Origin of the sequence: Paenibacillus sp. FSL R7-0313 (assembly GCF_037969885.1) — a bacterium.
Classification (GTDB): Bacteria; Bacillota; Bacilli; order Paenibacillales; family Paenibacillaceae; genus Paenibacillus.
On sequence record NZ_CP150219.1, the window covers coordinates 5,265,552 to 5,291,396 of the forward strand.

The 25,845-nt window shown below is 45.6% G+C and carries 22 protein-coding genes; 3 read left to right on the forward strand and 19 right to left on the reverse strand.

Annotated features, from left to right (window positions below; translation table 11 throughout):
- Positions 1–10 precede the first annotated feature (10 nt).
- Positions 11–1,351: a beta-N-acetylhexosaminidase gene (gene nagZ / locus NSQ38_RS22735; RefSeq protein WP_339784143.1), complete on the reverse strand. Its 1,341-nt coding sequence runs from the start codon at positions 1,349–1,351 to the stop codon at positions 11–13.
- 396 nt (positions 1,352–1,747) lie between these two features.
- Positions 1,748–2,851, reverse strand: a complete 1,104-nt coding sequence (locus tag NSQ38_RS22740; protein WP_339784144.1) for an NADH:flavin oxidoreductase — start codon at positions 2,849–2,851, stop codon at positions 1,748–1,750.
- 180 nt (positions 2,852–3,031) lie between these two features.
- Here NSQ38_RS22740 and NSQ38_RS22745 point away from each other — a divergent pair, with 180 nt between their 5' ends.
- Entirely contained in the window at positions 3,032–3,157 is a 126-nt protein-coding gene (locus NSQ38_RS22745) for a hypothetical protein (protein WP_339784145.1), read from the forward strand.
- Positions 3,158–3,184: 27 nt separating this feature from the next.
- On the opposite strand, the gene NSQ38_RS22750 is transcribed toward NSQ38_RS22745, so the two are convergent.
- Both NSQ38_RS22750 and NSQ38_RS22755 read right to left on the reverse strand, forming a co-directional pair.
- Entirely contained in the window at positions 3,185–4,498 is a 1,314-nt protein-coding gene (locus NSQ38_RS22750) for a hypothetical protein (RefSeq protein WP_339784146.1), read from the reverse strand.
- A 181-nt stretch (positions 4,499–4,679) separates the two neighbouring features.
- Complete coding sequence (locus NSQ38_RS22755) at positions 4,680–5,729, reverse strand: 2,3-butanediol dehydrogenase (protein WP_338594292.1); 1,050 nt, start codon at positions 5,727–5,729, stop codon at positions 4,680–4,682.
- Between the two features lie 386 nt (positions 5,730–6,115).
- On the opposite strand from NSQ38_RS22755, the gene NSQ38_RS22760 reads away from it, so the two are divergent.
- On the forward strand, positions 6,116–7,153 hold the full coding sequence (locus NSQ38_RS22760; protein ID WP_339784147.1) for a LacI family DNA-binding transcriptional regulator: 1,038 nt from the start codon (positions 6,116–6,118) through the stop codon (positions 7,151–7,153).
- A gap of 176 nt (positions 7,154–7,329) precedes the next feature.
- On the opposite strand, the gene NSQ38_RS22765 is transcribed toward NSQ38_RS22760, so the two are convergent.
- Complete coding sequence (locus tag NSQ38_RS22765) at positions 7,330–8,298, reverse strand: D-2-hydroxyacid dehydrogenase family protein (protein WP_339784148.1); 969 nt, start codon at positions 8,296–8,298, stop codon at positions 7,330–7,332.
- Between the two features lie 270 nt (positions 8,299–8,568).
- Entirely contained in the window at positions 8,569–9,150 is a 582-nt protein-coding gene (locus tag NSQ38_RS22770; RefSeq protein WP_339784149.1) for a TetR/AcrR family transcriptional regulator, read from the reverse strand.
- A 239-nt stretch (positions 9,151–9,389) separates the two neighbouring features.
- Between NSQ38_RS22770 and NSQ38_RS22775 the strand changes: the two genes are divergently transcribed.
- On the forward strand, positions 9,390–10,610 hold the full coding sequence (locus NSQ38_RS22775; protein ID WP_339784150.1) for an MFS transporter: 1,221 nt from the start codon (positions 9,390–9,392) through the stop codon (positions 10,608–10,610).
- A 1-nt stretch (position 10,611) separates the two neighbouring features.
- On the opposite strand, the gene NSQ38_RS22780 is transcribed toward NSQ38_RS22775, so the two are convergent.
- The 13 genes from NSQ38_RS22780 to NSQ38_RS22840 all read right to left on the reverse strand — a co-directional run bounded on the left by NSQ38_RS22780 (position 10,612) and on the right by NSQ38_RS22840 (position 25,811).
- The gene (locus tag NSQ38_RS22780) at positions 10,612–10,773 is read right to left on the reverse strand and encodes a hypothetical protein (RefSeq protein ID WP_155985038.1); all 162 of its coding nucleotides are present in this window, start codon (positions 10,771–10,773) and stop codon (positions 10,612–10,614) included.
- A gap of 32 nt (positions 10,774–10,805) precedes the next feature.
- Positions 10,806–11,261, reverse strand: coding sequence for an SRPBCC family protein (locus NSQ38_RS22785; RefSeq protein ID WP_339784151.1), 456 nt, complete (start codon positions 11,259–11,261; stop codon positions 10,806–10,808).
- Between the two features lie 160 nt (positions 11,262–11,421).
- A complete protein-coding gene (locus NSQ38_RS22790; protein ID WP_338594287.1) occupies positions 11,422–12,513 on the reverse strand; it encodes an HD domain-containing phosphohydrolase in 1,092 nt (363 codons plus the stop codon).
- Positions 12,514–12,794: 281 nt separating this feature from the next.
- On the reverse strand, positions 12,795–14,630 hold the full coding sequence (locus tag NSQ38_RS22795) for a UbiD family decarboxylase (RefSeq protein WP_339784152.1): 1,836 nt from the start codon (positions 14,628–14,630) through the stop codon (positions 12,795–12,797).
- A 216-nt stretch (positions 14,631–14,846) separates the two neighbouring features.
- A complete protein-coding gene (locus NSQ38_RS22800; RefSeq protein WP_339784153.1) occupies positions 14,847–16,184 on the reverse strand; it encodes a HAMP domain-containing sensor histidine kinase in 1,338 nt (445 codons plus the stop codon).
- Entirely contained in the window at positions 16,181–16,849 is a 669-nt protein-coding gene (locus tag NSQ38_RS22805; protein WP_339784154.1) for a response regulator transcription factor, read from the reverse strand. The genes NSQ38_RS22800 and NSQ38_RS22805 overlap by 4 nt, the downstream gene beginning before the upstream one ends.
- A gap of 28 nt (positions 16,850–16,877) precedes the next feature.
- Positions 16,878–18,842 (reverse strand): ATP-binding cassette domain-containing protein, encoded by a 1,965-nt coding sequence (locus tag NSQ38_RS22810; protein WP_339784155.1) that lies wholly within the window; start codon positions 18,840–18,842, stop codon positions 16,878–16,880.
- Between the two features lie 193 nt (positions 18,843–19,035).
- Entirely contained in the window at positions 19,036–20,988 is a 1,953-nt protein-coding gene (locus NSQ38_RS22815; protein WP_339784156.1) for an S-layer homology domain-containing protein, read from the reverse strand.
- A gap of 71 nt (positions 20,989–21,059) precedes the next feature.
- Positions 21,060–22,091 (reverse strand): dockerin type I domain-containing protein, encoded by a 1,032-nt coding sequence (locus tag NSQ38_RS22820; protein ID WP_339784157.1) that lies wholly within the window; start codon positions 22,089–22,091, stop codon positions 21,060–21,062.
- A 192-nt stretch (positions 22,092–22,283) separates the two neighbouring features.
- A complete protein-coding gene (locus tag NSQ38_RS22825) occupies positions 22,284–23,576 on the reverse strand; it encodes an amidohydrolase (RefSeq protein WP_339784158.1) in 1,293 nt (430 codons plus the stop codon).
- A gap of 78 nt (positions 23,577–23,654) precedes the next feature.
- A complete protein-coding gene (locus NSQ38_RS22830; RefSeq protein ID WP_339784159.1) occupies positions 23,655–23,948 on the reverse strand; it encodes a hypothetical protein in 294 nt (97 codons plus the stop codon).
- A 74-nt stretch (positions 23,949–24,022) separates the two neighbouring features.
- A complete protein-coding gene (locus tag NSQ38_RS22835; RefSeq protein ID WP_339784160.1) occupies positions 24,023–25,120 on the reverse strand; it encodes a saccharopine dehydrogenase NADP-binding domain-containing protein in 1,098 nt (365 codons plus the stop codon).
- Positions 25,104–25,811: a class I SAM-dependent methyltransferase gene (locus NSQ38_RS22840; protein WP_339784161.1), complete on the reverse strand. Its 708-nt coding sequence runs from the start codon at positions 25,809–25,811 to the stop codon at positions 25,104–25,106. Before NSQ38_RS22840 ends, NSQ38_RS22835 begins: the two co-directional genes overlap by 17 nt.
- Positions 25,812–25,845: the final 34 nt, after the last annotated feature.

Here is a 25,845-nt window from a genome sequence, read left to right on the forward strand (position 1 = left end):
ACAGGATTTATTATCGAGCATCGATTTCCTTACGCCAATCCACAATATCTGCATTCAATTGCTTCAGGTCTCCGGAAGCTTTCTGATCATCCGATAACTTGTATTGTTGCTTCAATGCCAGGATACGATATACACTTTCATCAATTCGGGATTCGGAGATTTTACCTGACTTCACTGCACTCATTAGCGTGTCAAAAATCGTCTTGGCACTTTCATAACTATGAGCTACCAAGAGAATGTCACTTCCTGCTTTAACCGTTGCTAGGGCAGCTTCATCCAACTTGAAGTTCTTCGCTATTGCTCCCATACTCAGGTCATCTGTGATGACGACACCGTCATACTTAAATTTGCCGCGCAAATGTTCACCAATAATGACATCCGATAAGGAAGCCGGATGATCCGGATCAAGCTTCGGGAACAAAATGTGTGCAACCATGACTGCTTCAACTTGTTCCTTCACCGCGGCCTGGAACGGAATCCATTCCAGCTCGGCCAGTTGTTTTTCCGTTTTGTTCACGACAGGAAGGTCAAGATGGGAGTCCACGGACGTATCCCCATGCCCCGGGAAATGTTTCACTACCGGAATAATGCCTTCACTTCGTAGACCTTTCATCTCAGCAATCCCCATACGTGACACCAGTTCTGCCGAGCTGCCGAATGAACGATCTCCAATGACCGGGTTCTTCGGGTTACTGTTCACATCCAACACAGGAGCAAAGTCCACATTAAAACCTGCAAGTTGAACCTGTCTCGCCAGCAATTCCCCCATCGTTTCAGCGAGCGCGCTATCGTTCGTCTGGCCTACTTTTCTACTGGAAGGAATGGATTCCACCGTCTCCGGCATACGACTGACTTTGCCGCCCTCCTGGTCCACACTCATGAAGATCGGTACCGGGTTGGACTGATTCGCTTCCTTGATGGATTGCACAAACTTGGCTGTTCCATCGAGTGTCGATACATTGTTGGCATAGAAAATAATGCCCCCTACCTTCTGATCCGTAATCATCTGTTTGGCTTGATCATCCAACGTTGTCCCTTGAACACCGGCCAGTATCATCTGTCCAATCTTCTCTTCTAACGTTAATGAACTGAGCTGCTCCTGCACCGGATCGACTTCTTCTTGCGGTTCCTCTGGTACTTCTTCCTGCGGTGGAGCGGTATTCTGCTCCGGCGATGAGGAAGATTGCCCTGAGTTAGAGCCAGCGTTCGAGCCGGTATTCGAGTCCGTTGCAGAGGAAGGTTTCTGTGCTTGGCCACATGCCGATAAAAGCAGGACTACTCCCAGCAGAAGACACAGCATCTGCAGTGGTTTTCTCCATTTACTGTTCGAGGTGTAACTATAGTTGTACAAGGATATTCATCCTCCTTATGTAATGTCATCTTGGTAATCCAAAGGTTCAGGCCTAACCTTATCACAAGGTGAATGATTTTCAAAATGAGCGCTTCTGAGGATTGAATCGTTGTGCTGACATATATGCAGCGAAAAAAATGGTTGCTATAGAGCCTGAAATATGGAACTAAATGGTGTTGTGACTAGCGCGTGCGGGGCGTGTGGGGATAATGAATAGGAGCAACGGTGCAGGAAAGTGTTTTACTATTGTGAATTTTTCATATGTTGAAATTATTATTATAGGTAAATTAAAAAGCCGCCCTAAGGCGGCCTATTTGTTCGTTTTATTTACTTTTCGTTGTAAATCGTTGCCGTTCAGCGTTGGTTCACCTTTCACCAAACGTTCTTAGGCTTCTATTAATGGAGTGTTTGCAACACTTCCGTTGTAAAAGGAATGATTTCGGATATGCGACCTTCACGAACTTTGGCAGGCCATTCGGGATCACTAAGCAGAACACGACCCAAGGCGATCAGGTCAAATTCATTGTTCTCCAGCTTCTCATTTAATAGATCCAAATGGGCATCCCCTGTTCCCTGATTCTCGGTTGCTCTGTCCACAAATTCAGCTTCAAGTCCTACCGATCCAACCGAAATGGCAGGTTTGCCAGTGATTTTCTGTGTCCAACCCGCAAGATTCAGCTCAGATCCTTCGAATTCCGGTAACCAGAACCGGCGTGTAGAACAATGGAATATATCCACGCCAGCAGCACTGAGCGGGGCCAGGAATTGCTCCAATTGTTCTGGCGTCTCCACCAGACGTGCCTCATAATTCCCCATCTTCCATTGGGAGAACCGGAGCACAATTGGGAAATCAGGACCAACCGCCGCACGACAAGCTTCAATCACTTCAACCGCAAATTGGGTTCGACGTACCAAATCACCACCATATTGGTCGGTCCGTCGATTCGTCTGCTCCCAGAAGAATTGGTCAATCAGGTATCCATGGGCTCCGTGCAGTTCAATTCCGTCAAAACCGATTCGCTGTGCATCCGCTGCCGCTTGGGCAAATGCCTGTACAAGATCTTGAATCTCCTCTTCCGTCAAGGGTTCACGTGATGGTTCACCTGCCATGCTAACCCCTGACGGACTTACAGGATCAGCTTCTGCGTTAGGCAAGTCACCGGAAAGACGTGCTGTACCCACATGCCACAATTGTGGCATAATTTTGCCACCCGCTTCATGTACTGCTTTCACTACATTAGCCCATCCTTGCAACGAATCTTCACCATGGAATAATGGAATACTCGCTCCACTAACCGAAGATGGATGATTAATGCCTGTACCTTCCGTTATGATGAGCCCCACTCCACCTGCTGCTCTGCGACGATAGTATTCAGCAACTTCTGGTCCAGGTACACCCTCTGGTGAGAATCCGCGAGTCATGGGTGCCATAACGATTCGATTAGACAATGTTAGCTTGTCCGAGGTGAAAGGTTTAAATAATGCTGAAGGTACATTCATAGTACATTGCTCCTTTGCAATTGGAAGTGTGGAACTCCGCATCCACATGAAATGCGACATGCTTTTGTATATTGTAACACGTGTAATCCAGTTGACTGGTTCAGGGATATTTCTCTATCCATTTTATAGTCTCTTAATTTTATTTTCAAATTTTCGAAGTTAGACAGTCAAGTTCATCTTATGAACAAAAAAAAGAGAGCTGCCTTGTGGCAGCCTCTGTTTAAACACACTACCACAGCAATCCGTCCTGCGATCTACGATACAACAGGTATTTTCCCGGTCACCAATAATGTGGATGTAGCATAGTATATAATCCATAATCTTCCTTCCAATTTAATTAGCATTCACGGGGACATCACTCCGATTCACTCGAAGCAATTTCCCTGATGAAGTTGATAACACATCCGGATCGGTACCCAGACCAAAGTAGAAGTCACCCTCGTTCTCTTCGAAAGACTTGGCATACGTGTCCTGGTTAAAACGTAAAATCTCATTCCATGTGGTCAGATCCGTTGATTGGTAGACCCGATTGATATACAGATTGGCATTTTGGCGAGTGTACGTAAGCACATACACCTTGCCATCACGCAACAGCACATCTGTAGGAAGCGCCTTGGCATCTGGCAGATTAACTCGTCTTGCCTGATTAATATCGGTCATGACATTCAAAGATTTGGGCAGCAGCTGCCCATCATTAAACACGCCACCTGCTATATAGAGCAACTTGTTATTAAAGTTAACATTCTTGCCTATTTTATTATAAGGAATCGTGCCCGTTTGATAAGTTAATCCAGGCAGCATTTTGTTACCATAGATGACAACATCCCGTTTCTCAAGATTTTCATTAATCTCCAAAATATTAGTTTTGTCATTCCATATTTTATTGGCAGGATACATCATGCCAGATGCATATAACTTGCCATTAAGATGGAACATGGTATAAGCCCGGAAACCAAACGTATTAATGGTCGCATATTTCTGCCAAGTTTCACCTTCATTATGAGAGATTAGTATGGTTGGTTTGGACTCCGTACCCAGCGCGGCAAACATCTTACCCTGATACGATGCCAAATCGTATACGTGTACACCCAGCGGCAGATTGCGATATTTGGTCCACACCTCTCCATCAAGACGATAGAAGTTACCCAGTTCCCACTTTTCACTATCAGAATCATTGCCAGGGATATATAACTTGTCGTTCAGCACTCTGTAAATGTCAATCTGTTCCTCATCCACATACATCTTCGTCAATGGCATAATACTCGGATTGCTATTGGTTACCGACTGGGTCTTGAATTTCGCATTTGCTGTATCATAATAAATGACTGGAATAGGACCTGAATTCGGCGCTACACCCAGATTACTACTGTTTCCGTGGCCCAAATATATCTTGCCGTTGTACAGTTGCATGTCCCAAACGTTATTAGCATATGGTGTTTTGGTAAAAGGTCTGCCTAACAGTTCGATCTTCGATGTTACATCCGCTGAACTGATCGGTGCATTCGACACCTTGGCAAGCCCACGTTCCGCCGCAGGGGGTTGTGTTGTTGAGTTTGTGTTTTTCGGCTTGGAGTTCCCCATAAGCATCCAGCTCATTCCTGCGACAATGGTCAAAATTACGGCTGTCCATTTTGTATGTCTCTGCATGTCCGCTTCCTCCTTCATTTTTTCATCATCATTACCTTCACACCAAGATGATACAATTTGTATCTTTTTATACTATGTAAAACCACCCGCACATGCAACAAATTCCGCCCTATTTATACAAAAAAAGTAGACAATCACATCTGTTGATGTGCTGTCTACTTGTTCTTACTGTCTGTGATTTCTATTCAGCTTTTACCAAAATCTTAACCTGATTTTTCTCTTTCAACAGTGCTTCAAATCCATGCTCTACCACTTCATCCAACGAAATTCGTTTGGTCACCAGCTTGTCAGCCGGGAAGAAACCTTTATCCATCAGACTGATAACCGCCGGGAACACATCGCGATAACCAATAATGCCATTAACTGTACGTTCTTTCATGACAATTGAGTTCGGGTGGATCGGTGCTTCCTGTTCAAAAATACTGACGATCATCAACTCTCCACCAATACGTGTCGAATCGATGGCTTGTTGCAGAACACGTGGAACACCGGTTACTTCATAGGCTACGTTAACGCCACCTTGTGTACGTTGGTGGATCTCTTCCACTACATTAAACTGCACTGGATCAATCACAATGGCACCAAGTTCTTCGGCTTTTGCTTTCCGTTCATCCGATAACTCCACCACATAAATATCCGACGCTCCCGAAGCTTTAAGCGCTTCGATGACCAGTAGTCCGATTGGGCCTGCGCCAAACACGGCTGCCGTATCTCCCACTTTCAGCTTGCTTTGGCGCACAGCGTGAAGTGCTACAGCTGAAGGTTCAACCAACGCACCTTGCTCATACGAGATTGAATCCGGAATGGCATGTACCATGTTTTCTGCAGCAGTAACATACTCGGAGAATCCTCCTCCGCCTCCAGCGAGTCCAAGGAAACCCATCTGATCGCACAGATTGTATCTGCCCTGTTTACAAGCTTCGCAGTGTCCACATGCATAGATGGGTTCTACCACAACACGATCGCCTGCCTTGAAACGTGTAACACCTTCCCCTACTTCAACCACCTGTCCTGAGAATTCATGCCCCATAACTATAGGCGCTTGTTCCCCTGTTAACGGATGCGGCGCTTGAGCTGGAATGAAGATTGGACCTGCTGTGTACTCGTGCAAATCACTGCCGCAGATACCGCACCATTCCACTTTTATTTTGACCTTTCCTTCTTCAGGCTGAGGTTCATTAATATTTTCGAGACGTAAATCTTTGACTCCATGCCAACGTAATGCTTTCATTCATTTCATCTCCCAGATCATAATTTGTGATATAATCGGAAACGTTTCCGTAAATTAAATATGTCACATTTTAGATACGCTGTCAAACATATTTCTCCATTAATATGTCTATTTCGTGATCATATCGAGTTCATTTTAGAATGCTTATACTTTAATTCAAGTGATCTTAGTGGTATTACAAACGATGTAATCCTTGTTATTAACATATATTATGGCAAATATTATTGTAGATCTATTGAAATTTAATCAGGCCTCGCCATAAAACTGATCCTTTCACGGGATACTTCATTGTTCAAATGTTATAATCAGGTTATATAACTATCGTGAAGCACATACATATTCCTAATAATTCGGAATCGTTTCCGATAAAGTGAGGTAACAGTACATTGAGGAAAGAACAGAAACTTACGATCAAGGATGTTGCAGAGCGTGCCGGCGTGGGCATCGCTACCGTATCCCGGGCCATCAACAATTCAGAAGGCATCAGCAGTAAAACACGAGATAAAGTGATGCAGGCCATTGAAGAACTGGGTTTTGTACCCAACACCTCAGCACAGAGTCTAAAAATCCGGCAAACGCACCAGATCGCGCTCGTGGTACCCGACATTCGTAACGCCATCATTCCGGAAATCTCCTGGTCTGTAGAGCAAACGGCGAAGCAGCACGGGTACCATGTCGTGCAGATCAATACGGCAGGCAATGCCAGAACGGAGCTTGAAACCATTCGTAATGTAAAAAAATTGCATGTGGACGGACTGATCTTCATGCCTCTGGCGTACCCCAAAACGTTACCCGGACTGATTGATAAAGCGCCGCTCCCTATCTCCATGATTAATTACGGCAAAAAACTGGAACCGGGTATGAAGGCAGATATCGTCTCTCTTTCTCAACCCGAAGGCAAATTGGTGATGGAGCATCTGTTCAAAATCGGCCGGACTCGAATCGCTTATGCAGGAGCACCGAAGGACATTATTGAAGAACGCTTTCGTGCGTATGAGCAAGCCGTAGGTCACGTGGACATCTCGCTCGTCTATTTTGGTGAGGACTTTTCATTAAATACAGGTGCCAATGCTGCAGATTATTTCTATGGACTTACGCATATGCCAGATGCTGTCTATGCCATTAATGATATGGTTGCCATCGGATTGGTTAATCGGTTCAAGGAGTTAGGGGTCCGTGTACCGGAAGATGTGGCTGTTGTGGGTGTGGATAACAATCAATGGACGACCGTTACGTCTCCTCAGATTAGTTCCGTGTCCATTATGGGCGAAGAAGTCGCCAGACTTGCTACCGAGCTGTTGTTAAAACGAATTCGGGAGATGAATACGACCGATTACGAACACATCCAATTTGAACCACGCTTAATCGTTCGTGAATCAAGCGTCGCCATGATGCATTCTTCCCAGCGAGGGCCACACCGTTAAATTTGGTGAGGGGGATGGGGCATTAGGATAGAATATATTTTACGGCTATCCCTTCATTTGTTTTTACACATTTATACTAAAAAGGTGTTGCTCAGGTCTAACTCTTTCCTGGCAGCACCTTATTTGTCGTTGATTATATATAACTATAGCAGAGTCATACTCCGCATACGTTCATTCTAACAAAGCAGTTGCCTGATTGGAGTTCCCTTCAGGAACATCGCTATATTCTCTACGGTATGATTATAATAGATCTCATAATTGCCACGAGTCACATAACCCAGATGCGGTGTGGCCAGAACGTTGGGCAATGTTCGCATCACATGGTTAACTGGCAGCGGTTCCTGCTCATATACATCCAGACCTGCACCAGCAATCACACCACTCTGCAATGCCTCCACCATAGCTTCCTGATCGACAATGCCCGCTCGCGACGTATTGATGAGTAGCGCACTCGATTTCATTAGTTGAAACTCGGCTTGTCCGATCAGATTCCGCGTACGATCACTCAATACCAGATGAATGGATACGATGTCGCTCTGTGCAAGCAATTGCTCCTTGGTCTCGGACCAGATGACACCATGTTTTTCGGCTTTCTCTTGTGTTAGATTCTCGCTCCAGGCCATCACATTCATACCAAATGCTTGTGCGATCTCAGCCATGCGAGTGCCTATCTTGCCCAAACCGAGCAATCCAAGTGTTCTCCCATGCAAATCCAACCCTACAGTGCTCTGCCAGTTTCGATTGGAGCGAAGTGCATTATTTTCCGTAACCAGTTGTCTGGACAGCCCCAGAATCAGTGCCCATGTAAGCTCCGTCGGCGGATTAGAGCTTCCCTCGGTTCCACACACAATAATCCCGTTCTTCTCTGCAGCCTTGAGATCTATCGACGCGTTGCGCATACCACTTGTAATCAGAAGTTTTAGCTTAGGGAGCTGAGAAATGACCTTCTCCGGAAACGGTGTACGTTCCCGCATCAGAACCACAATATCGAAATCCTGCAATTCCTGAATGACTTTTTCTTCCGAGCCCATATAGTTGTTGAATGTCTGAATCTCTACCTGATCCATCAACGGACTCCAGTCCGCCGACGTCAGCGCAACGTTCTGATAGTCATCCAAAACGGCACAGCGCAACTTTGTATTCATTTCTGATCTCCTCCTATATCTGCTCATTTCTTGTCTATATAAATTAAACTAAATAATATTTACACTAGTCACTCCAATGACAGAACAACCTTCTGATCGCTGTTATCCCCAGATTTTCTTCGATTCCTTTTATAAAGGAAAAATCCGGGGATAAAGGCGAACGCTCCGCTTCCTCAGCTTATTTCTGTCCTCTCCGTTTTGTATAAATGTTAAGTTCAATTTATATATATTGTAGCAATTCCGCATCACTTTAAACAGAATAAATCCCTATTACTGCAGCAAAGACAGCGTAATCTGGATGCTTTGCTCTACAAACAAGCGGTCCGGTGCTGATTTCATCAGTACAGTCAGTCCAATCATGGATACAACCAGAGACTGTGCGACCGCACTCGCGTTCATGTCAGTAGACAACTCCCCGCTCTGTTGCCCTCGTTCTATCGTTTCTTTGAAAAGAACACCCAGGTACATCTGATGCTCCCGTGTAAGGACAGCGAATTTGGGATCATGTGGAGCCAGCTCAACCATCGTATTAATGCAAAAACAGCCGTGACTAGGTTCGGTCACACTCCCCTCTGCTCCAATATGTTCAAACAATCCACGAAAGGCTTCTCGCACGGAGGAGCCCTGTTGAAGTCTGGCTCTGACTTGAGCCGCATGCTGAGTGGTATACCTGCGAAGTGCTGTTTCGAATAATTCCTTTTTATCGCCAAAAGCCGCATACAGACTGGGACGTTGAATGCCCATTGCAGTCGTCAAATCACTTAAAGATGATGCTTCGAACCCCTTGTCCCAAAATGTATGCATCGCTGCATCGAGTGCTTTATCCGTATCAAATTCCCGTTGTCTAACCATACAATCCACCTCTTTATGTATCGATCAGTATGTTTATATATTTTAACTTCATACCAATGGATAAGTCAAAGATCACTCACTTAAAATGATTGAAAATTAAATAAACTCCTCCCTAAAGTGTTTTAACCAAGTTGAAAATCTCAGCCAATTCTCTGTTGACAGAATTCACGCAAATAAAGTATGGTTATCCCGAAACATAACATACCGATCAGTACATAATAGAAAGGTGACAACGACTCATGCAAACTTCTTCTCCAGATGCACAATTATCCACTAAGGATCGTCCTGCCATGTCACGGTTAGTTGCTCTACTCTTTGCCGTGTGCAGCGGACTTGCGGTCGCAAATATCTATTATGCTCAGCCTTTGCTGGACTCCATCGCTCAAGAATTCAGCCTCTCTTCATCATCCATAGGGATTGTTATCACAGTGACTCAAATATGTTATGCCTTGGGGCTGTTCCTTCTCGTTCCGCTTGGGGACCTCTTAAATCGCCGTAAGTTGATCATTATTCAAATGCTCTTATCCGTTCTTGCACTGGTTCTCGTAGGAACCGCACAATCCAGCTCACTTTTATTCACGGGCATGGCTGTCGTTGGTTTATTAGCCGTCATTACGCAAACGCTCGTTGCCTTTGCTGCACACTTGGCAGCCCCGTTCGAACGTGGTCGCATTGTCGGGCAGGTAACCAGCGGAATCGTCATTGGCATTTTACTTGCACGAACGGTTGCTGGTACGCTGAACGATTGGCTCGGGTGGCGATCGGTATATCTCTTCTCTGCCAGCCTTACATTACTCGGAATTGTCGCCTTATATCTTGTTCTCCCAAAGCAGCAGTCCCCGCAAGTGAAACAACGCTATACCCAATTACTCGGTTCCGTCTTGCAACTGTACCGTGAGTTGCGTGTGTTACGAGTACGAGGTGTGCTGGCCATGCTGATTTTTACAGCCTTTAGCATCTTGTGGACTTCCATGGTTCTGCCACTAAGTAGCCCTCCACTGTCCCTGTCTCATACGGTCATAGGTGCATTCGGTCTCGCAGGAGCGGCGGGAGCATTGGCTGCTGCCCGTGCAGGTAAACTTGCAGACCGGGGCCTTGGGCAGAAAACAACCGGTATCGCCCTTGTCATTCTGCTCTTGTCCTGGCTACCCATCGGTTATGTCCATCATTCTCTCTGGTTTCTGATCCTGGGCGTTATCCTGCTCGATCTCGCCGTGCAGGCCGTACATGTTACCAACCAGAGCCTGATCTACAAAGTTCGCCCCGAAGCACAGAGTCGCCTGACGGCAGCTTATATGATCTTTTATTCCATCGGCAGTGCAACCGGCTCCATCATTTCTACCAAAGTGTATGCATGGGCAGGCTGGACAGCCGTATGCTGGTTAGGTGCTGGCGTTAGTGCAGCAGCCCTTGTGTTCTGGATGATCGATCGTTATATGCATCGGAATCTCGATCGTTGAATTAGTCCAGTTTATTCCACACCACAATAAATAGGGTTGCCAACGGACCAAATAACAGGGAAATCAGAAACCAGTTCCGACCACTTCTGTTTTTTCCCTGTGCCAGTCCGGCATTAATCAATGCAAGGGTGCCCCAACCTACAAAATATTCATTATCCATCAAACGTCTTCTCTCCTCTATCCCTTCAATTATGACTACTGCTCAAGCATATCTTTGAGCTTACGATTACGATCCTCTAGAAATGCCTGCATGTATCTCTTCAGCACAAGCCGCTCGGTTGCCCATCCCAGCACTCCAAGTGGAGCTTCGAATCGAAGTGTGTCTCTCATGCAAGTCATCTGATCCCCAATTACGCTGAAATGATGTTCATGTCGCATGCTCTTGAAAGCCCCCTTTTCCATCTGATCCACAAATAGAAACGGTCGTTCAAACTGTACAATTCGGGACTTCAACTTCTGTCTGACACCAAAATGAGTAGCCTGAAATGTAACTGTATCCCCTGCTCCAATTCTTCCTGTGGTTACTCCTGCGACTGCTCGCTCTCTCGTATGTTGCCAGACGGTCTGAGTATGTACATCAATATCCCGGGCATAGTCAAAGCATCGTTCAATCGAGGCATGTATCGTAATCTCGGTTGTCACTGCAATCATGGCAATCGCTCCTTGGCAGGAAAAATAAGGTCTTTGCAAGTATACGCTTGCTTCCTTGGTCGAACAACACATCGTGGATGATATAACAAAAAACGGGTCCCCTGTCTTAGTACAGGAGGCCCGTTCTCAATATAAGTAAGGAATACAGATCATATTCAGATTAAATAAGCAATTCATCAATGGCAAGCGTACGCTCTTTGGAGAGATCGCGATATTCTTCAGACTCCACTTTGATGAGCGGTTTGAAAATATCAGACGTATTGTTCATAACAATTACACCTTTTTCTCCATTGCTGAGCAGTACCTGTTTTCCGATGAAATTAGGAAGCAAATGCTGCATCAATGCCTGAACCGGTTTTTCATTCAGTTTACCAAATCCCATTCCATAGATATCTCTAAGGTTGTTGATCAGATTTGGATTGCTGCCTCCGTGGTTCCCGGATCTCATGCCTATATAGATATCAGCTACAGATACAATCTGGGTATATGGATGAATTTCACTTTTCTCAAGTTGCATCGGATAACCCGATCCATCTTCCCGCTCGTGATGTTGCAGAGCAACCAGTGCTGTCGCTTCATCCGTCATCGAATTTTTGATGATTTCATGGCCATATATGGTGTGACGCTGCATTTCAAGCTGCTCGTCCGCCGTCAACGGTTCTGTTTTGTTCCGAATCCGGTGGGATACTTTGCACTTTCCAATGTCATGCAGATAACCACCGCGACTAATCTGATAACTCTCCTTCTGAGAATACCCAAGCCAATTCGCAAGGTAGAAGGACAACAATCCTACCTGGATTGAATGTGTATAGTTATTGACATCATCCCGCTCCAGCATCATCAGGAGATGAACGACATCTTTCTGCTCATCCAGCCCCTCAACCATCGGTTGCAGTGCATCATCCACCATGGTGGCGTTGAACTTGCCAACGGTCAGAGCTTCGAGAAAAGCATTTTGATAATTATGTACAGTCTGAATAAATTGGGACTTCATCTCTTCTTCAGGCGGCTCTTCCTTCGTGCTTGTATTTAACCCCGAAGCATGCTTGGCGGCTGCAGCAAAAAATTCTGCTTCAGTGATTTCCTCTTCGCGTGATTCAATATCTACATAATCTACACGGTGCTGCATAAGCAAGGAGATATCCTCACCTTTGATCACAGTTCCCTTCCCGAGAACGTGTAATCCTGCATCGCTGAATGTATCCGCAGTTAGACGGTCTCCGTCTTGCAGGTTCATAATATGGATTCTCAAATCGGTATTCCCCCTGAACAATTCATTATAGTAACAGCACCCAACGGAACGGGGCCACAAAAATACCTATACTCTTTATATCGTTATAATTCTTCATTTCATACATAGTTCAAACGACCTTAATCGAAAAGGTAAATACGAACGTATAAGACTTTATCCTCACCCCAATATCCAAATTAGTCCCGGTTTTAAACTTTTACACACTTTTGTATCCATCCCCGTATCAGAGTAAGCCAAAGAAGTTCAAACGCTCCGTTTGAACTTCTTCAAGACATCTCACATTAGATTTTGATCGAAGCCAGACTTGCCCCTTTAACAAATAAACGTTCAATGCTCTTCTCCACCGAAGCATCGGGAATCAGCGGCGGTGCCTGGTGAGGTTTGGTACGCGCATCAATAATCACCTGATCACACCCCCAATGCTTGTGGTCATATCCGCTATTAACCCCGTACATGTCATGTGAAGGGTTGCTGCGAGTAAAGGTGGCCCATAAGAAGTTGCTGAGGTTAGCACTCAGGAATGAACTGTCGTCACATAGAATGATCAGCGGACACGAGTCCAGACCTCCCTGTTCTTTCAATAGAGACGTGAATGCTTGCATCTCTTGTGCTGTATCCGCATAACTCGTGAAGGCCGATGTCTGGATCGAAACGATACCCGGCATGATGAGCTGCGGATTCTCATAACCGCGAATGTTTTTCAAAGACTCCGGAACTTCCGTGCACAACTCTCGAACCTTGTCGCCATACGCTGCAAAAACGACCTTGCTGCCGCTGTTCAGCCCTGTACCCGAATAATCCAGTGTATCAATTGTTGTATGGGTGTGGAAATGAATATCCCGCTGCATATTCATACGCTCCAAGATATAGGTCAGGAATTCAACTTCCTTGTGGGTATCCAGAGGTTGCTGATCCTCAGCAGTAATAAACAGGTACTTCGCTAAACTGAGCTGACCCGTACCCAAAATGCGATTGGCAATCGTGAGCAACTCTGTCGGTTGCTTCACCGCCTGGTAAGGCGTGTAACGTTCACTGCCGATTGCAAACAGTAATGGATGGACCCCTGCCGCATCGACCGCATGCACTTCTTTGACGCCTGGAATCTCCTGTTTGATCGCGTCTCCAGTAATCTCATGAATCAAATCGCCAAACGCCGTATCCTCTTGCGGTGGACGACCAACAACCGTAAACGGCCAGATGGCATTAGGTTTGGCATAGACTTTATGCACACGCATTAGCGGGAATTCATGCGTCAGACTGTAATAACCCAGATGATCTCCGAACGGACCTTCGGGTTTTGTCTCACCTGGGTAGATATCACCTGTGATGACAAAATCAGCATCATTACTGATGCAATATCCGTCCTTGTAACTGTACCGGAAGCGACGTCCAGCGAGCAAACCGGCAAATGTCATTTCACTTAGTCCTTCAGGCAAAGGCATAACCGCTGAAAGTGTATGTGCAGGTGGACCACCAATGAAAATACTCACTTTAAGCGGTTCTCCCTTTTTGACAGCTTTGGCTTGATGTATACCAATTCCGCGATGAATTTGATAGTGTAACCCTATTTCCTTGTTCATTTCAAAATCATTGCCATCCAGTTGAACCCGGTACATCCCCAAGTTTGAATTCATGATGCCTGGCTTATCTGGATCTTCGGAATACACCTGTGGCAACGTTACAAATGCCCCACCGTCCATAGGCCAGTGTTTGATGAGCGGCAGATCCGAGATTTGAATCTCTTGCGCGGACACCGGCAGGCTTATAGATTTCTGTTTTGGCAGCGCCTTCCAGGCAGCAAGACCTGTTTGGACATGCTGAAATGGCGTCTTAAGCGCCTTCATGGGATCGTCACGAACAGCCATAACCCGTTGTACACCTTCCAGCGTACCGCGGAACATGAATTTGCTTCGTTCCACCGTGCCGAACAGATTCGATACAGCCTGGAACTTTGAGCCTTTTACATTTTCGAATAATAACGCCGGGCCTTTAGCCTCGTGCACTTTCATATGGATCGCTGCCATCTCCAGATGCGGATCAACCTCTTCTTTGACCCGAATCAAATGACCGTGCTGCTCCAGATCGTTAATACAATCTTCCATATTGCGATATTTCATTGGATGGCTCCATTCTCTGTATGATTAAATTAATTAAGTTCATAGATTCACATAACGTCTCTTCTATTTTATCAAATGATCCACTGCTAAACAAAACTATATGTGAAATTTTGTCGCGAATACAGATATAAAAAAAGCAATATGGCAGCAATCTGAATCCTGAACGCACAGGAACCGATTGTTACCATATTGCTGCTCTCTCTGTTCTGGCTTGCCTTAAGGTGTAATGGTTGATCTGGGGATCGTGACAATAAACTGTGTGCCTTTACCTATTTCGCTCTCTACATCAATTGTACATTGATGCAATTTCAATATTTTAATCACAATGGACAAACCCAATCCATTCCCTCGAAGCGAGCTGCTCCGCGCTTTATCCACCATGTAGAATCGATCAAAAATATACGGGAGTGCTTCCTCAGGTATTCCTTGTCCAGAATCTCTAATCAATACTTTCACAAATGAAGATGACGTCTCAATTTCGACATGAATGGTACCCTTAGGACCGGTGTATTTGATCGCATTGTTTATTAAATTCTGCCAGACCTGATCAAACAAATCTTTGTCCACTGTGATTTCGCAGGGCAACAAGTCCAACTCGATCTGGATATCCTTCTGCGCCCACTGCGGCTCCGCCAGTAAGATCGCCCTTCTTAATTGTTCATCTACCTGGAATGTGGTGAAATGAACAGGATGATGCTCGGAATCCAGCGAGGCTAGCCGAAGCAGATTATCACTGAGCCTCGATAAGCGCAGCGTTTCCTCATAGATAATATCCAAATGCTCTTTCTGCTCTTCTAATGGAATAACACCATCTTGTAGTGCTCTGGTAAATCCCCTGATTGAAGTGAGCGGAGACTGCATTTCATGAGAGACGTTGCTGACAAAGTCATCACGAACCGAATCGATTTTTTGCAACTCACTGGCCATATGATTAAAGCTCTCCATCAGTTCGCCAAACTCATCCTGATTATTATGTTTCAAGCGGACCGACAGATCACCTGATGACATCTCCTTCGCTGCAACCGTTAATCTCTTAATCGGTTTCACAATGTACCCGGACATGAACAGGATTAATAAGCTGCCAATCACCAGAACTGTTAATAGTGAGGTTAAGAGCGTGTTTCGCAGTGTATGAAAAAGAGATGAGAAATCACTTTGAATCAGAAATGTGCCGATCCCCTCGTTTGTTCCGGGAACACCTATGGTCGCAATTCCGTCTTTACTGGACAGAAAAATGGCATCCGTTGTACCCGCCTCAAATAACGAATGAACTTTGTCCTCTGGCAAGGAAGATAACACTTCACTTTGTTCATTCACAGGAGTGATATTCAAGCCGTAGCGAGCAAAAATATCCAAGCTTGATTTCACTTTTTCCGGATCATCGATCAGGTTAATCAGTGTAGCGAGATCTTGAGCAAAAGTAACCATAAAACGATTCGGTGTCTTTTCCTGAGACCCGTTATTTATCATAAAGGAGAGAATTAAACTCACCAGAACAATCCCGATAAAAGTAGCTACGATGCGAAGTCGCAAGCTTTTCCTAAACATTTTCATGCCCGCTCCAGACGATATCCAAGTCCTCTTATCGTTGAGATCACTAGCTCAGGTACAGGTTCAAGCCGTTCCCTTAACCGTTTGATATGTACGTCAACCGTACGCTCATCTCCTTCGTAGTCGATGCCCCATATGTCATCTATAAGCTGTGTACGTGTGAATATTTTCCCTGGCGAACTCGCCAGAGAAAATAACAATTCACATTCCTTCTTTTTCAATTCGATAGTTTGTCCGTCCGCAATGACTATCAGATTGCCCAAATCAATTGTTACACCGGTGATCTGAATCATGTTTGATGAACTTTTGTTATATCGTTTCAGTAACGATTTTACACGCAAGATTAACTCCACAGGATCAAACGGTTTAACCAGGTAATCGTCTGACCCGGCATTAAATCCTCTGACTTTGTCCTTGGATTCTCCCTTGGCAGTCACCATCAGGATTGGAATATCCAGATAAGAGCGAATATCTTCCGTCAGTTCAATACCGTCTATTCGCGGCATCATCACATCCACAATCGCCAGATCAACTTTCGTATGCGAGAGGATATCTAACGCCTCTTGACCGTCTGGTGCTTCCAGCACGGAGAATTGATTTTTTTCAAGATAGATTCGGATTAATTTGCGGATATGGGAATCATCGTCCACCACCAGAATTGTGTTCATGTAGCCATTATCCTTTCCGCAATTGGTTTTATTCGTATCGCAACGATTCCATCGGGTCCAGCTTCGCCGCTTTTGATGATGGCATCAAACCGGCCACGATACTAATTCCTGTACTTACCACAATACCAAACAAGATATAATATCCCGAGAGATTAATGAGTTTTGCTCCAAACACATTATCCAGTAGAATATTTAATACATAACTAATGATCACTGCAAAGACCACCGCAATAATACCACTAAATACGCCTAATAAGGCAGATTCGGAGAAGAATATTCGCTTGATATCTTTCTTTCTAGCTCCAATGGCCCGAAGAATGCCGATCTCTTTTGTCCGTTCCACGACACTAATATAGAGTACAACCAATATCATAATACCAGATACGATCAACGAAATGCCTGCAATACCCGCGAGCACAATGGAAGCCATACTTACATATGTCGTGATATTCTCCATAACTTTGGCCATCTGGGAGCCTGCGAAGCCAGCATCAACAGCAGCTTCATTGATATCATTGACATATTTCATATCGGTTGCATAGGCGTTAACCTGAATCGGCCCGATTGTTATTCCTTTGTCTGTATACATTTGCTCCAGCGTTTCTGATGAAATGTATCCCGGCGATTGTTGCATTGGAGATCGTGGATCTGCCGCTTCGTATATCCCTGAGATCGTTACTTCTTTCTCCAAAGTCACTGGTTTATTATTGCCATCCATCTCGTTGATATATAGAAACACAGACTTACCGATCATGGTTTCAGCTTGATCATTTCCGCTTAATTGTTTCGCCGTATCGAGGGGTAACAACATCTCATTTTCTACCGGCAGAACACCCGTTGTTATCAATGCTGGATCAAAAGCATCCGTTAACGTTGTTAATTGCGTGAGTCCCACACTTTGTTTTTCATTCACCATAGTCGATTGGCCTGTAATGGTCGTAATTGTCTCTACGTGATCTACATTAGGGAAACTTCGGATCGTCTCGATATCAGCTTCGGTGAACGGTTCACCCGCAGCCATCAAAGCCTCGGGGCCTTGCATATCCTTGGCTTCTTCACTCGGCTTTGTTATATCCACGAGCAAAGGGTCCATACTTGAATTGATTTCGTCATTCATATAAGTCGTTATACCATTCCCCAAGGAGAGCATCAGGAGTACACTTAATATACCTATAGATCCCCCCAATGCTACCAGTACATTACGCTTGCCGTTGAGTTTCATATTTTTGAGTGCCATCTTGAATGAAGCAAGCAAGCTCAGGCTCCGGGAAGAATCCTGACCACTCTCGTAAAAAGCCGTAGAAGGATCTTTCAGGTGAATATCATCACTAATGCGCCCCTCTTCAACCTTCACAATACGTGTACCGGAGTCAGCGACTTTCTGCGAGTGAGTTACGGCAATCACCAGCATTCCCTTTTTGGCTATACTGTCTAGCAAAGCGAGGATTTGATCTCCGTTTTCCCTATCCAGAGCACCCGTCGGTTCATCTGCAAGAATAATATCCGGATTGTTGGATAATGCCCGTGCGATGGAAACCCGTTGCTTCTGCCCCCCGGATAACTGGTTGGGACGTTTGTTCAGATGATCTTTCAGTCCGACCTCTGTCAAAATATCAACAGCACGTTGGTTGCGATCCTTCTCATTGGTATCCGTCATTTGCATTGCAATCGTCACATTTTCGAGGACAGACAGATGCGGGATCAGATTGAAATTTTGAAAGACAAAGCCGATATTATTCTTCCGATAATCATCCATTTCCTTCTCTGTCATGGCACTTAAGTTCTTGCCACGAACAACGACGTCCCCTTCATAGTCGGAGTCCATGCCACCGATGATATTCATCAGTGTTGACTTACCGCAGCCAGATTCGCCAAGGATCGAGACAAATTCCCCTGTCTCAAAACTCAGGTTCAAACCGTGGAGTACGGGAACTTTTTCTTTTCCATATAAGGTGTATGATTTTTTCACATTTTTAACTTCCAGTATTTTCATATGGATCTCTTCCTCTCCTGATCATGCACAATATCTATCTATTTGATGTTCATATCGTAACAAATCAGTGTGAACTGATAATGAACTGGACCATTGCATCTATAAGAGGTTCGAGAAAAACGATATGCAAAAAAACACCTACAGCTTGCTTGAAATAAATCATTCCAAGTAAGTGTAGGTGTCCAAAATTTGATTAGATTAATCCGGCTTTTGCCAGCAGCCTTTTCACAATTGCCGCAGATTGTGCACGACTAATGTCTGCATCTGTCATCAGCTTGCCATCAGCACCTTGTACCAGCTCTTGTTTAATTGCCGATGCAACCGGCTCTGCTGCCCATGCTTGTACTTTAGCGCTATCGCTGTATGTGCTCAGCAGACTTGTTGTCTCTGAAGCATCGGCCTGTGCCAGACCGACCAGTTTCATCGCACGTGACACAATGGTCAACGCTTCAGCACGAGAAATTTCGCTGTTCGGACGGAAGCTGTCGTCAGCATAACCTGAGATCAGGCCGTAGGACACAGCCGTCTGAACCTCATCCTCATACCAGCTGCCTGTATTCACATCTGTGAACGATGCCGCTTCTGTACTGCGCGGTGCGTGCAGCCCCAAACCTCTTAACAGAACAGCCGTAAACTCTGCTCGCGTAATACTCCGGTCTGGCGCAAACACGTTCTCACCAGTACCTTGTACGATCAGACGGGATGCCAGATCCTGTACGTCATCACGACTCCAGTGGTTCGTTACATCACTGAATGTTGCCGGATGATAGATCAGAGCATAAGTGCTGTTCGTCAAGCTGTTAATAATAGCAGAATCTTGTCCATTACCTTTGATAACCTTGGTTGGTACATGCAGAAGGCTGCCATCTGGCTGAAGTACAACTCCTGTCGTGATCTTTGAACCATCGACACCCTCTGGCAATGTAATGGAGCGCTCTACATATGAGTTGAAACGATCCACATTAACCTGCTGTCCATTCCAAATCGCTTTCACTTCAAAATCAACCGGAGCTGCGATCACTGTAGTGTTCTCCAATTTGTCCGCTGCCGCCTGAATGGCTGTTTGTTTGGATGCAGCACTAGGCGCAATGGCGATCTGAATTGTGATATCTTCGAGTGGAGTCGTTCCTCCAAATTGGTTATGAATCTGATCCACCTGAATCTGGTTAGCTGGGAGGGTGTATGTACCACTGTCAGTCTGAATGACAACTTCGGCATTACTTCCTTCCATTGTTTTGACCAGCTTGCCGTTCAGTTCACCAACGACCGCGCCCTTACCTGTACCTGTAATCGGCAGCAGAAGCGTTCTTAGTCCACTACCAATCTGATTGATGACTTTGTCATTATCCACGTGAATCGTGGTGGTAACCTGATTGTTTACCGTTGATGTGGTAGCTGTCGCAGATTGTTCCTGTTTCTGTCCGTTCACATAGATGTCTACACCTTTAGTTACCGCCGGAGTCGATGGAACTGGGGTAACGACAGGGGAGGTTGGTGATACACTACCTCCTCCACCCGAAGAGTTACCAGGATTCGGTGTAGGTGTCGAACCAGAATTGTCGCCACCTGAGTTTGCTGCTGTAATTGTGATTGTTCCACCAGACAATTCAGTATAATTTTCATAATCTACGTTTGTGAAACTCCAGTGCTCTGCATCTTCCCTATTAACCGTGAGTTTTTTCGTTCCTGGAGCCGCATTATTTTTGGCTTTGACCTCAATATCAAACAGTTGTTGCTCCACAGGTACTGGATGTTCGCCTGCAGTAAAATCAGCCCAGATGATCCGCACCCAGCCAGCTTCATTATCAATCTTATAATGGAAGTTTTCTTCATTGTTTTCCACTATGGATGGTAAATTGCCGCCCACATATTTAGGCGTGATACGTACGATCTCCAGTGCAGACGAATCATAATCAATCTGCATATTATAAGCGGTAACTGCCGCATAATGCGGTTGTTTTAACGTCACAGGAACATGCACGCTCTGTCCAGCCTGTACGCTGACATCCGTAAACTGTACCTGTGATGGTTCCATCGGCTCCGCCCCTGCTACACTCGGCAATACGAGTGACGAGAGTAACGCCAGTGCGATCAAACCTGACATTGTTTTTCTGATTCTTGGACGTTTCTTTTTCGGTTGAAACATGTAATAACCTCCATAGTCTTTATTCTTTAATAGATGCACTGATGAACGAGATTTTTATCCCCTACTTAAGATCAAGGGGGTGGTGGAGGTCCTTCAACAGCTTGTTTGCCAACAATTGTTACTGTTCTTCCTCGGAATTGCTCGTCGGAAGTAGATTGAGGTGTGATTTCAAGGAAAAGGTATTTTCCCAAGTCGCTCGTAGTAATAGTGTACTCAGAGCTTGTTGCTTCCGCGATCTCTGTCTTACCTTCTCCCGTTGCATCCGAACCTTGGTACCATTGATACAGCGTCGTATTAGGGTAATCACCATCTGCGTCAAAGTATTCGACTGTACTGGTTATCTTGACTCCGGTCTTCATCTCACCGATTAGTTGAGCATTCAATGCATAAGGCGCATCGTCCACTTGCTTGAATGTCAATACATAACGGTTATCCTTGGCACCAAGCTCTGTAACGGCATAGCCTTCCAGCAAAGCCTGAGGATCAGACCAAAAAACTTCACCGTCACGGTTGACATCCATCCGATTCATCTCAACAGCAGTATAGGAGCGACGGTTGAATTCGTTACGAAGATGTTTCAATAGCGCTGCTGCATCCGCAGAATTCACTTTGCCATCATTATTCACATCACCTTGTTTACTAATATAAAGTTCGAAATTATCCTTAACAGGTTCACCGGATAAAGTATAATTGGCTTTCAATTCAATGTTGATCTTACCCCATTTATAGGGAATGATTACCAATTTATTTTCATTGTTTACGTATACGCGAGCCACACTATCATCATCTGAACTGGCGCCTACCGAATCGTATGCATTGAGTGGAAAATGCGTATTTAAATCAATGATAACAGTCTTATCCAGTGCCTCGATTGGTGTATACGACACGAGAGAATGCTGATTTGAATCTTCCGATGAACGATTCAACCATCGAATATCCTCGTTGAGCACAGGTCGTGAAATGGTTATTTCCGGACCAATGGCTCCTGCGTTAGCCTGTGGGAGCGTTCCACCTATAGGCAATGCAATGCCCAATCCGAGCGCAGTCAACATGCTTTTTTTCAATATCGGCTTAAGCCGTTTTTTGTTTTGTTTCCCCTTCAATTCATGTTCCTCCTCGTATACATTTCAAATTTGAACAACTACATGCTCAGTATAACGACCCATTCTGAACCAATTCTGAACAGGACCATGGACCTATTACCAGTTATAATTCGACAAAAAACGCCATGGAGTAAGCCTCCATAGCGTTTTGAGTACAAATATTTTTCCAGTTTGGATCAAATTCACTAAAAATTAAATTCCCTCAACAATTCTTTTTGCTCTAACCTTTACCTCACGGTAGAGTTCATCCTCATCAATCGTCAGCAGTTTCCTGCCTCGCATGAGAATCTGACCATTCACAATCGTGGTGTCCACGTCCGCTCCATTTACGCTGTAAGCCAGTAACGATTCTACCTCATGTACCGGTTGAAGATGTGGTTTCGCCAGATCAATCAGGATCAGATCAGCTTTGCGCCCCACCTCAAGCACACCCATTTCATCCTGTAGACCTAGCAGACTAGCACTTCCGCGTGTAGCCATGCTTAGTATGTCCTTGGCTGGTAAGCGAGTGGGATCGCCATAGTCCAGCTTTTGCAGCCAGGTGGCAGCTTTGATCTCCTCGAACATATCCACGGTTGTGGCACTTCCCGCTCCATCCGTTCCGATGCCCACGTTAATTCCCTGGGCCAACATCTCGGTAATTGGAGCAATTCCACACCCCAACTTCAGATTGCTGACCGGATTGTGTGCTACACCGCCGCGCATGCCCTTCAATCTGCCGATGTCCCTGCGATTGAGGTGTACACCATGCGCAAGCAGTACATGTGCCTGTTCGAACATCCCCGCCTCTTCCAGATACTCTGTCGGTGTCAAACCATAGCGCTCACGAATCTTCACAACTTCTTCCTTTGTCTCAGCCAGATGAATATGCAGAGGAATATCCTCCCTGACAGCCAGAGCAATGACTTCACGAAGCGGCTCCACGGGACAAGTGTACGGTGAGTGGGGTCCATACATCGTTGTAATCCGTCCCTCAGCCGCTCCAGACCAGCGTTGTACAAGATCGATCGCCTCCTGCAACCTGCGTCCCCCATCATCCTCCATGAATACCATCCCACGTGTAAGCGATGCCCGCATACCCGTTTGCTTAACTGCTTCTGCAATCTCATTCATATGAATGTACATATCCGCAAACGCAGTGGTACCCGAACGGATCATCTCGGCGATGGATAACTTGGCCCCCCAATAGATGTCTTCCGGGTTCATCCTCGCTTCGGCAGGCAACATTTTGCGTTCGAGCCAGTCCATCAGCTTCAGATCATCCGAGAATCCCCGAAGCAGGCTCATTGGTGTATGTTGATGGGCATTAATCAGACCCGGCATGGCGATCTTATTGCGGCCATCGATAATCTCATCTTGCGGTTGAGGCAAAATGTGTTCAGCAATCTGCGTAATGCGATCTCCCTCAACACGAATATCCCCCGTGAAGGGGGCATAGGCATCTTTCATCGTTAGGATTGTAGCTTGCTGAATCAGTATACTCATTACATTCACGGCTCCTCTGGATTGGTTATGGTTCTTTCCATATCCGAGGGTAAGCCTTCACGTAACGGCAAGGTCAAGTCATTTTAATTTTTGAATCGTCATCTTTCTGAAACTTTGTATAAAGGGTTTGGGGTCGATTTCGACCATATATGGATATACTCCTGTGCTTGTGTGCAGATAGAAAAATCCACCTTCATCACCCATACGGCGAAACGACATGTCGAACACTTCCGTAATGTTGAATTCGCGGTATTTGGTTACGATTTTATCTGAATACAGAATCATGGAACGGGCATTCATCTCAATCTGCTGGGCGAGACCCGTCACTTCTCTCTGTACTTTGTAATAAGGTAATACAGCAACGCAGTTCATGAACTCCCTCCATTCATGCCATGATTATTGTTCCATCATAGCAGATCGGAGGTTCTCAGCAAAAGAACATGAAACTAGGTGATCTTGGTCGTCACCTTTAGTGGCGTATGAAGTGCATCCTGAATGTCCTGCAAAGAGAGACACTGTTCAATATGAAACACACCATGAGGCAACTCTGTTTTATACACACGTTCTGCCACGGCTGCAGCTACCGCTGCTGTTGCATCTGCTTCCTTTGCGCCGGCCAGTAGTTGTTCGACGCGGATTTGCTCACCATTTTCCCATCCTGCGGCATCGACCTTGACCGCATACATCGGCTCTCCCCCAGGAATAAGGCCAAATGCCTTAACCGTTCCATTCCGAATAGACGGGATACGCAGTAACGAAAACAACCCTGCACGTTTGGAGAGTGCCATGGATCCTGTGATCCAGCGGGAGTCCAGACAGAGTCTGGTAGATACGGTTGGAATACGTAACGTCCGGGCAACCACATGCTGATCCGAGAAGTTAAATCGATAGGCCTTCCGCTGCCCTAGTTTTGCTCCAAAATCAATACGTTTGCCATCTCCGAAACTTTGTACCTCAGCAGGTTTGCCCTTTTTCATCACTTGGTAAGTGGCATTCATCTGATCAACGGTCCACTCCACGGCAGCTTTTCCGTGCTTCTCTCCAAGTCCCAGCATTACGGTAATGTCTGCTTCCTCCACCTGATCCATATGCATGGTCGCTTCGCGCACAAGCAAATTAGTCACTCCGGGTGATAATCCAACGCTGAGGATCGCGGTCGATTGGGAACGTTGCATTTTGGTGTGCAGTTGTTCCACCTGGGCGAGAAAATCATATTTTGCAGAAATATCAATATAGTCGGTTCCGGCTTGTGCGCAGGCTTCAACAAAACGGGTATCGCTCTGATCCACACACATGATGACCAGTTTCACAGGCCTTAACATGGATGGCTCTACAGGTCGTGTTACATCCAGTTGAAGTGGTAGCACAGCACCACCTGTAGACCTGCTGAATTCCTCCGCACGGTTCATGCGTGTACCCGCAGCCCATACTTTACCCGGGAACAATTTCCCCAGTTGAGTACATATCATCTGCCCCACTTGACCATAACCGCCAATCACCCAGATCTGATCTTTCATAGGCTTCACGTTAGTTTCGAATTGCATAATACCCCTCCACCCAGAACGCCCCGAAGTATCGTGTAATATGTGAGAAACCGCATTCGGTCAGTAGCTGAGTCATCTCTTCAGAGGATATGGGATCGGATTCACGGCCCAAGGAAGCAGCAAAACGCTCCCACTCTTCAGGAAGGACGCCCACACTCAACATGTGATCCTTCCAAGCTTGCATCATGATTGGATGTGCAGGTGAACAAAGATCGGCATTTACAGCCGCAATGATCAGTGGTGCACCCGGTTTAAGTCTCGCTGCAAGACTGGTAAGAAACGTTCTCTTGGCCTCCATCCCCTGAAGGAAATGTATCATGAGCATGCTTGTCGCCCCATCATATACGATATCCTCCGGCAATTCTTCAACCGTGACAGGCTGCAGCTTCACTCTGGAACCGATGCCTGCTTCCGCGACTCGTTTCTCAGCAAGTTGCAGCATGGGCAGTGAAGGATCAACACCAGTCAATGTCCACTCCGTATGGCGTAAGCCAAGCAGAGCAATCTCTTTTCCCCCTCCCGCTCCGGCTATAAGTATATTAATATCGTTGTTATCCGCAAAAGATGCTGCAAGCAGCCGTTCCATTAGATCATGCATATGAGAATAACCCGGAATTTTCAGGGCTATCGATTGTTCGTAACGATGAACATCTGCTGTTTCCCAGCTCATCGGTGATGGATTGTGATTCATGGACACTGCACTCCTCTTGAATTGAAGTTAGACT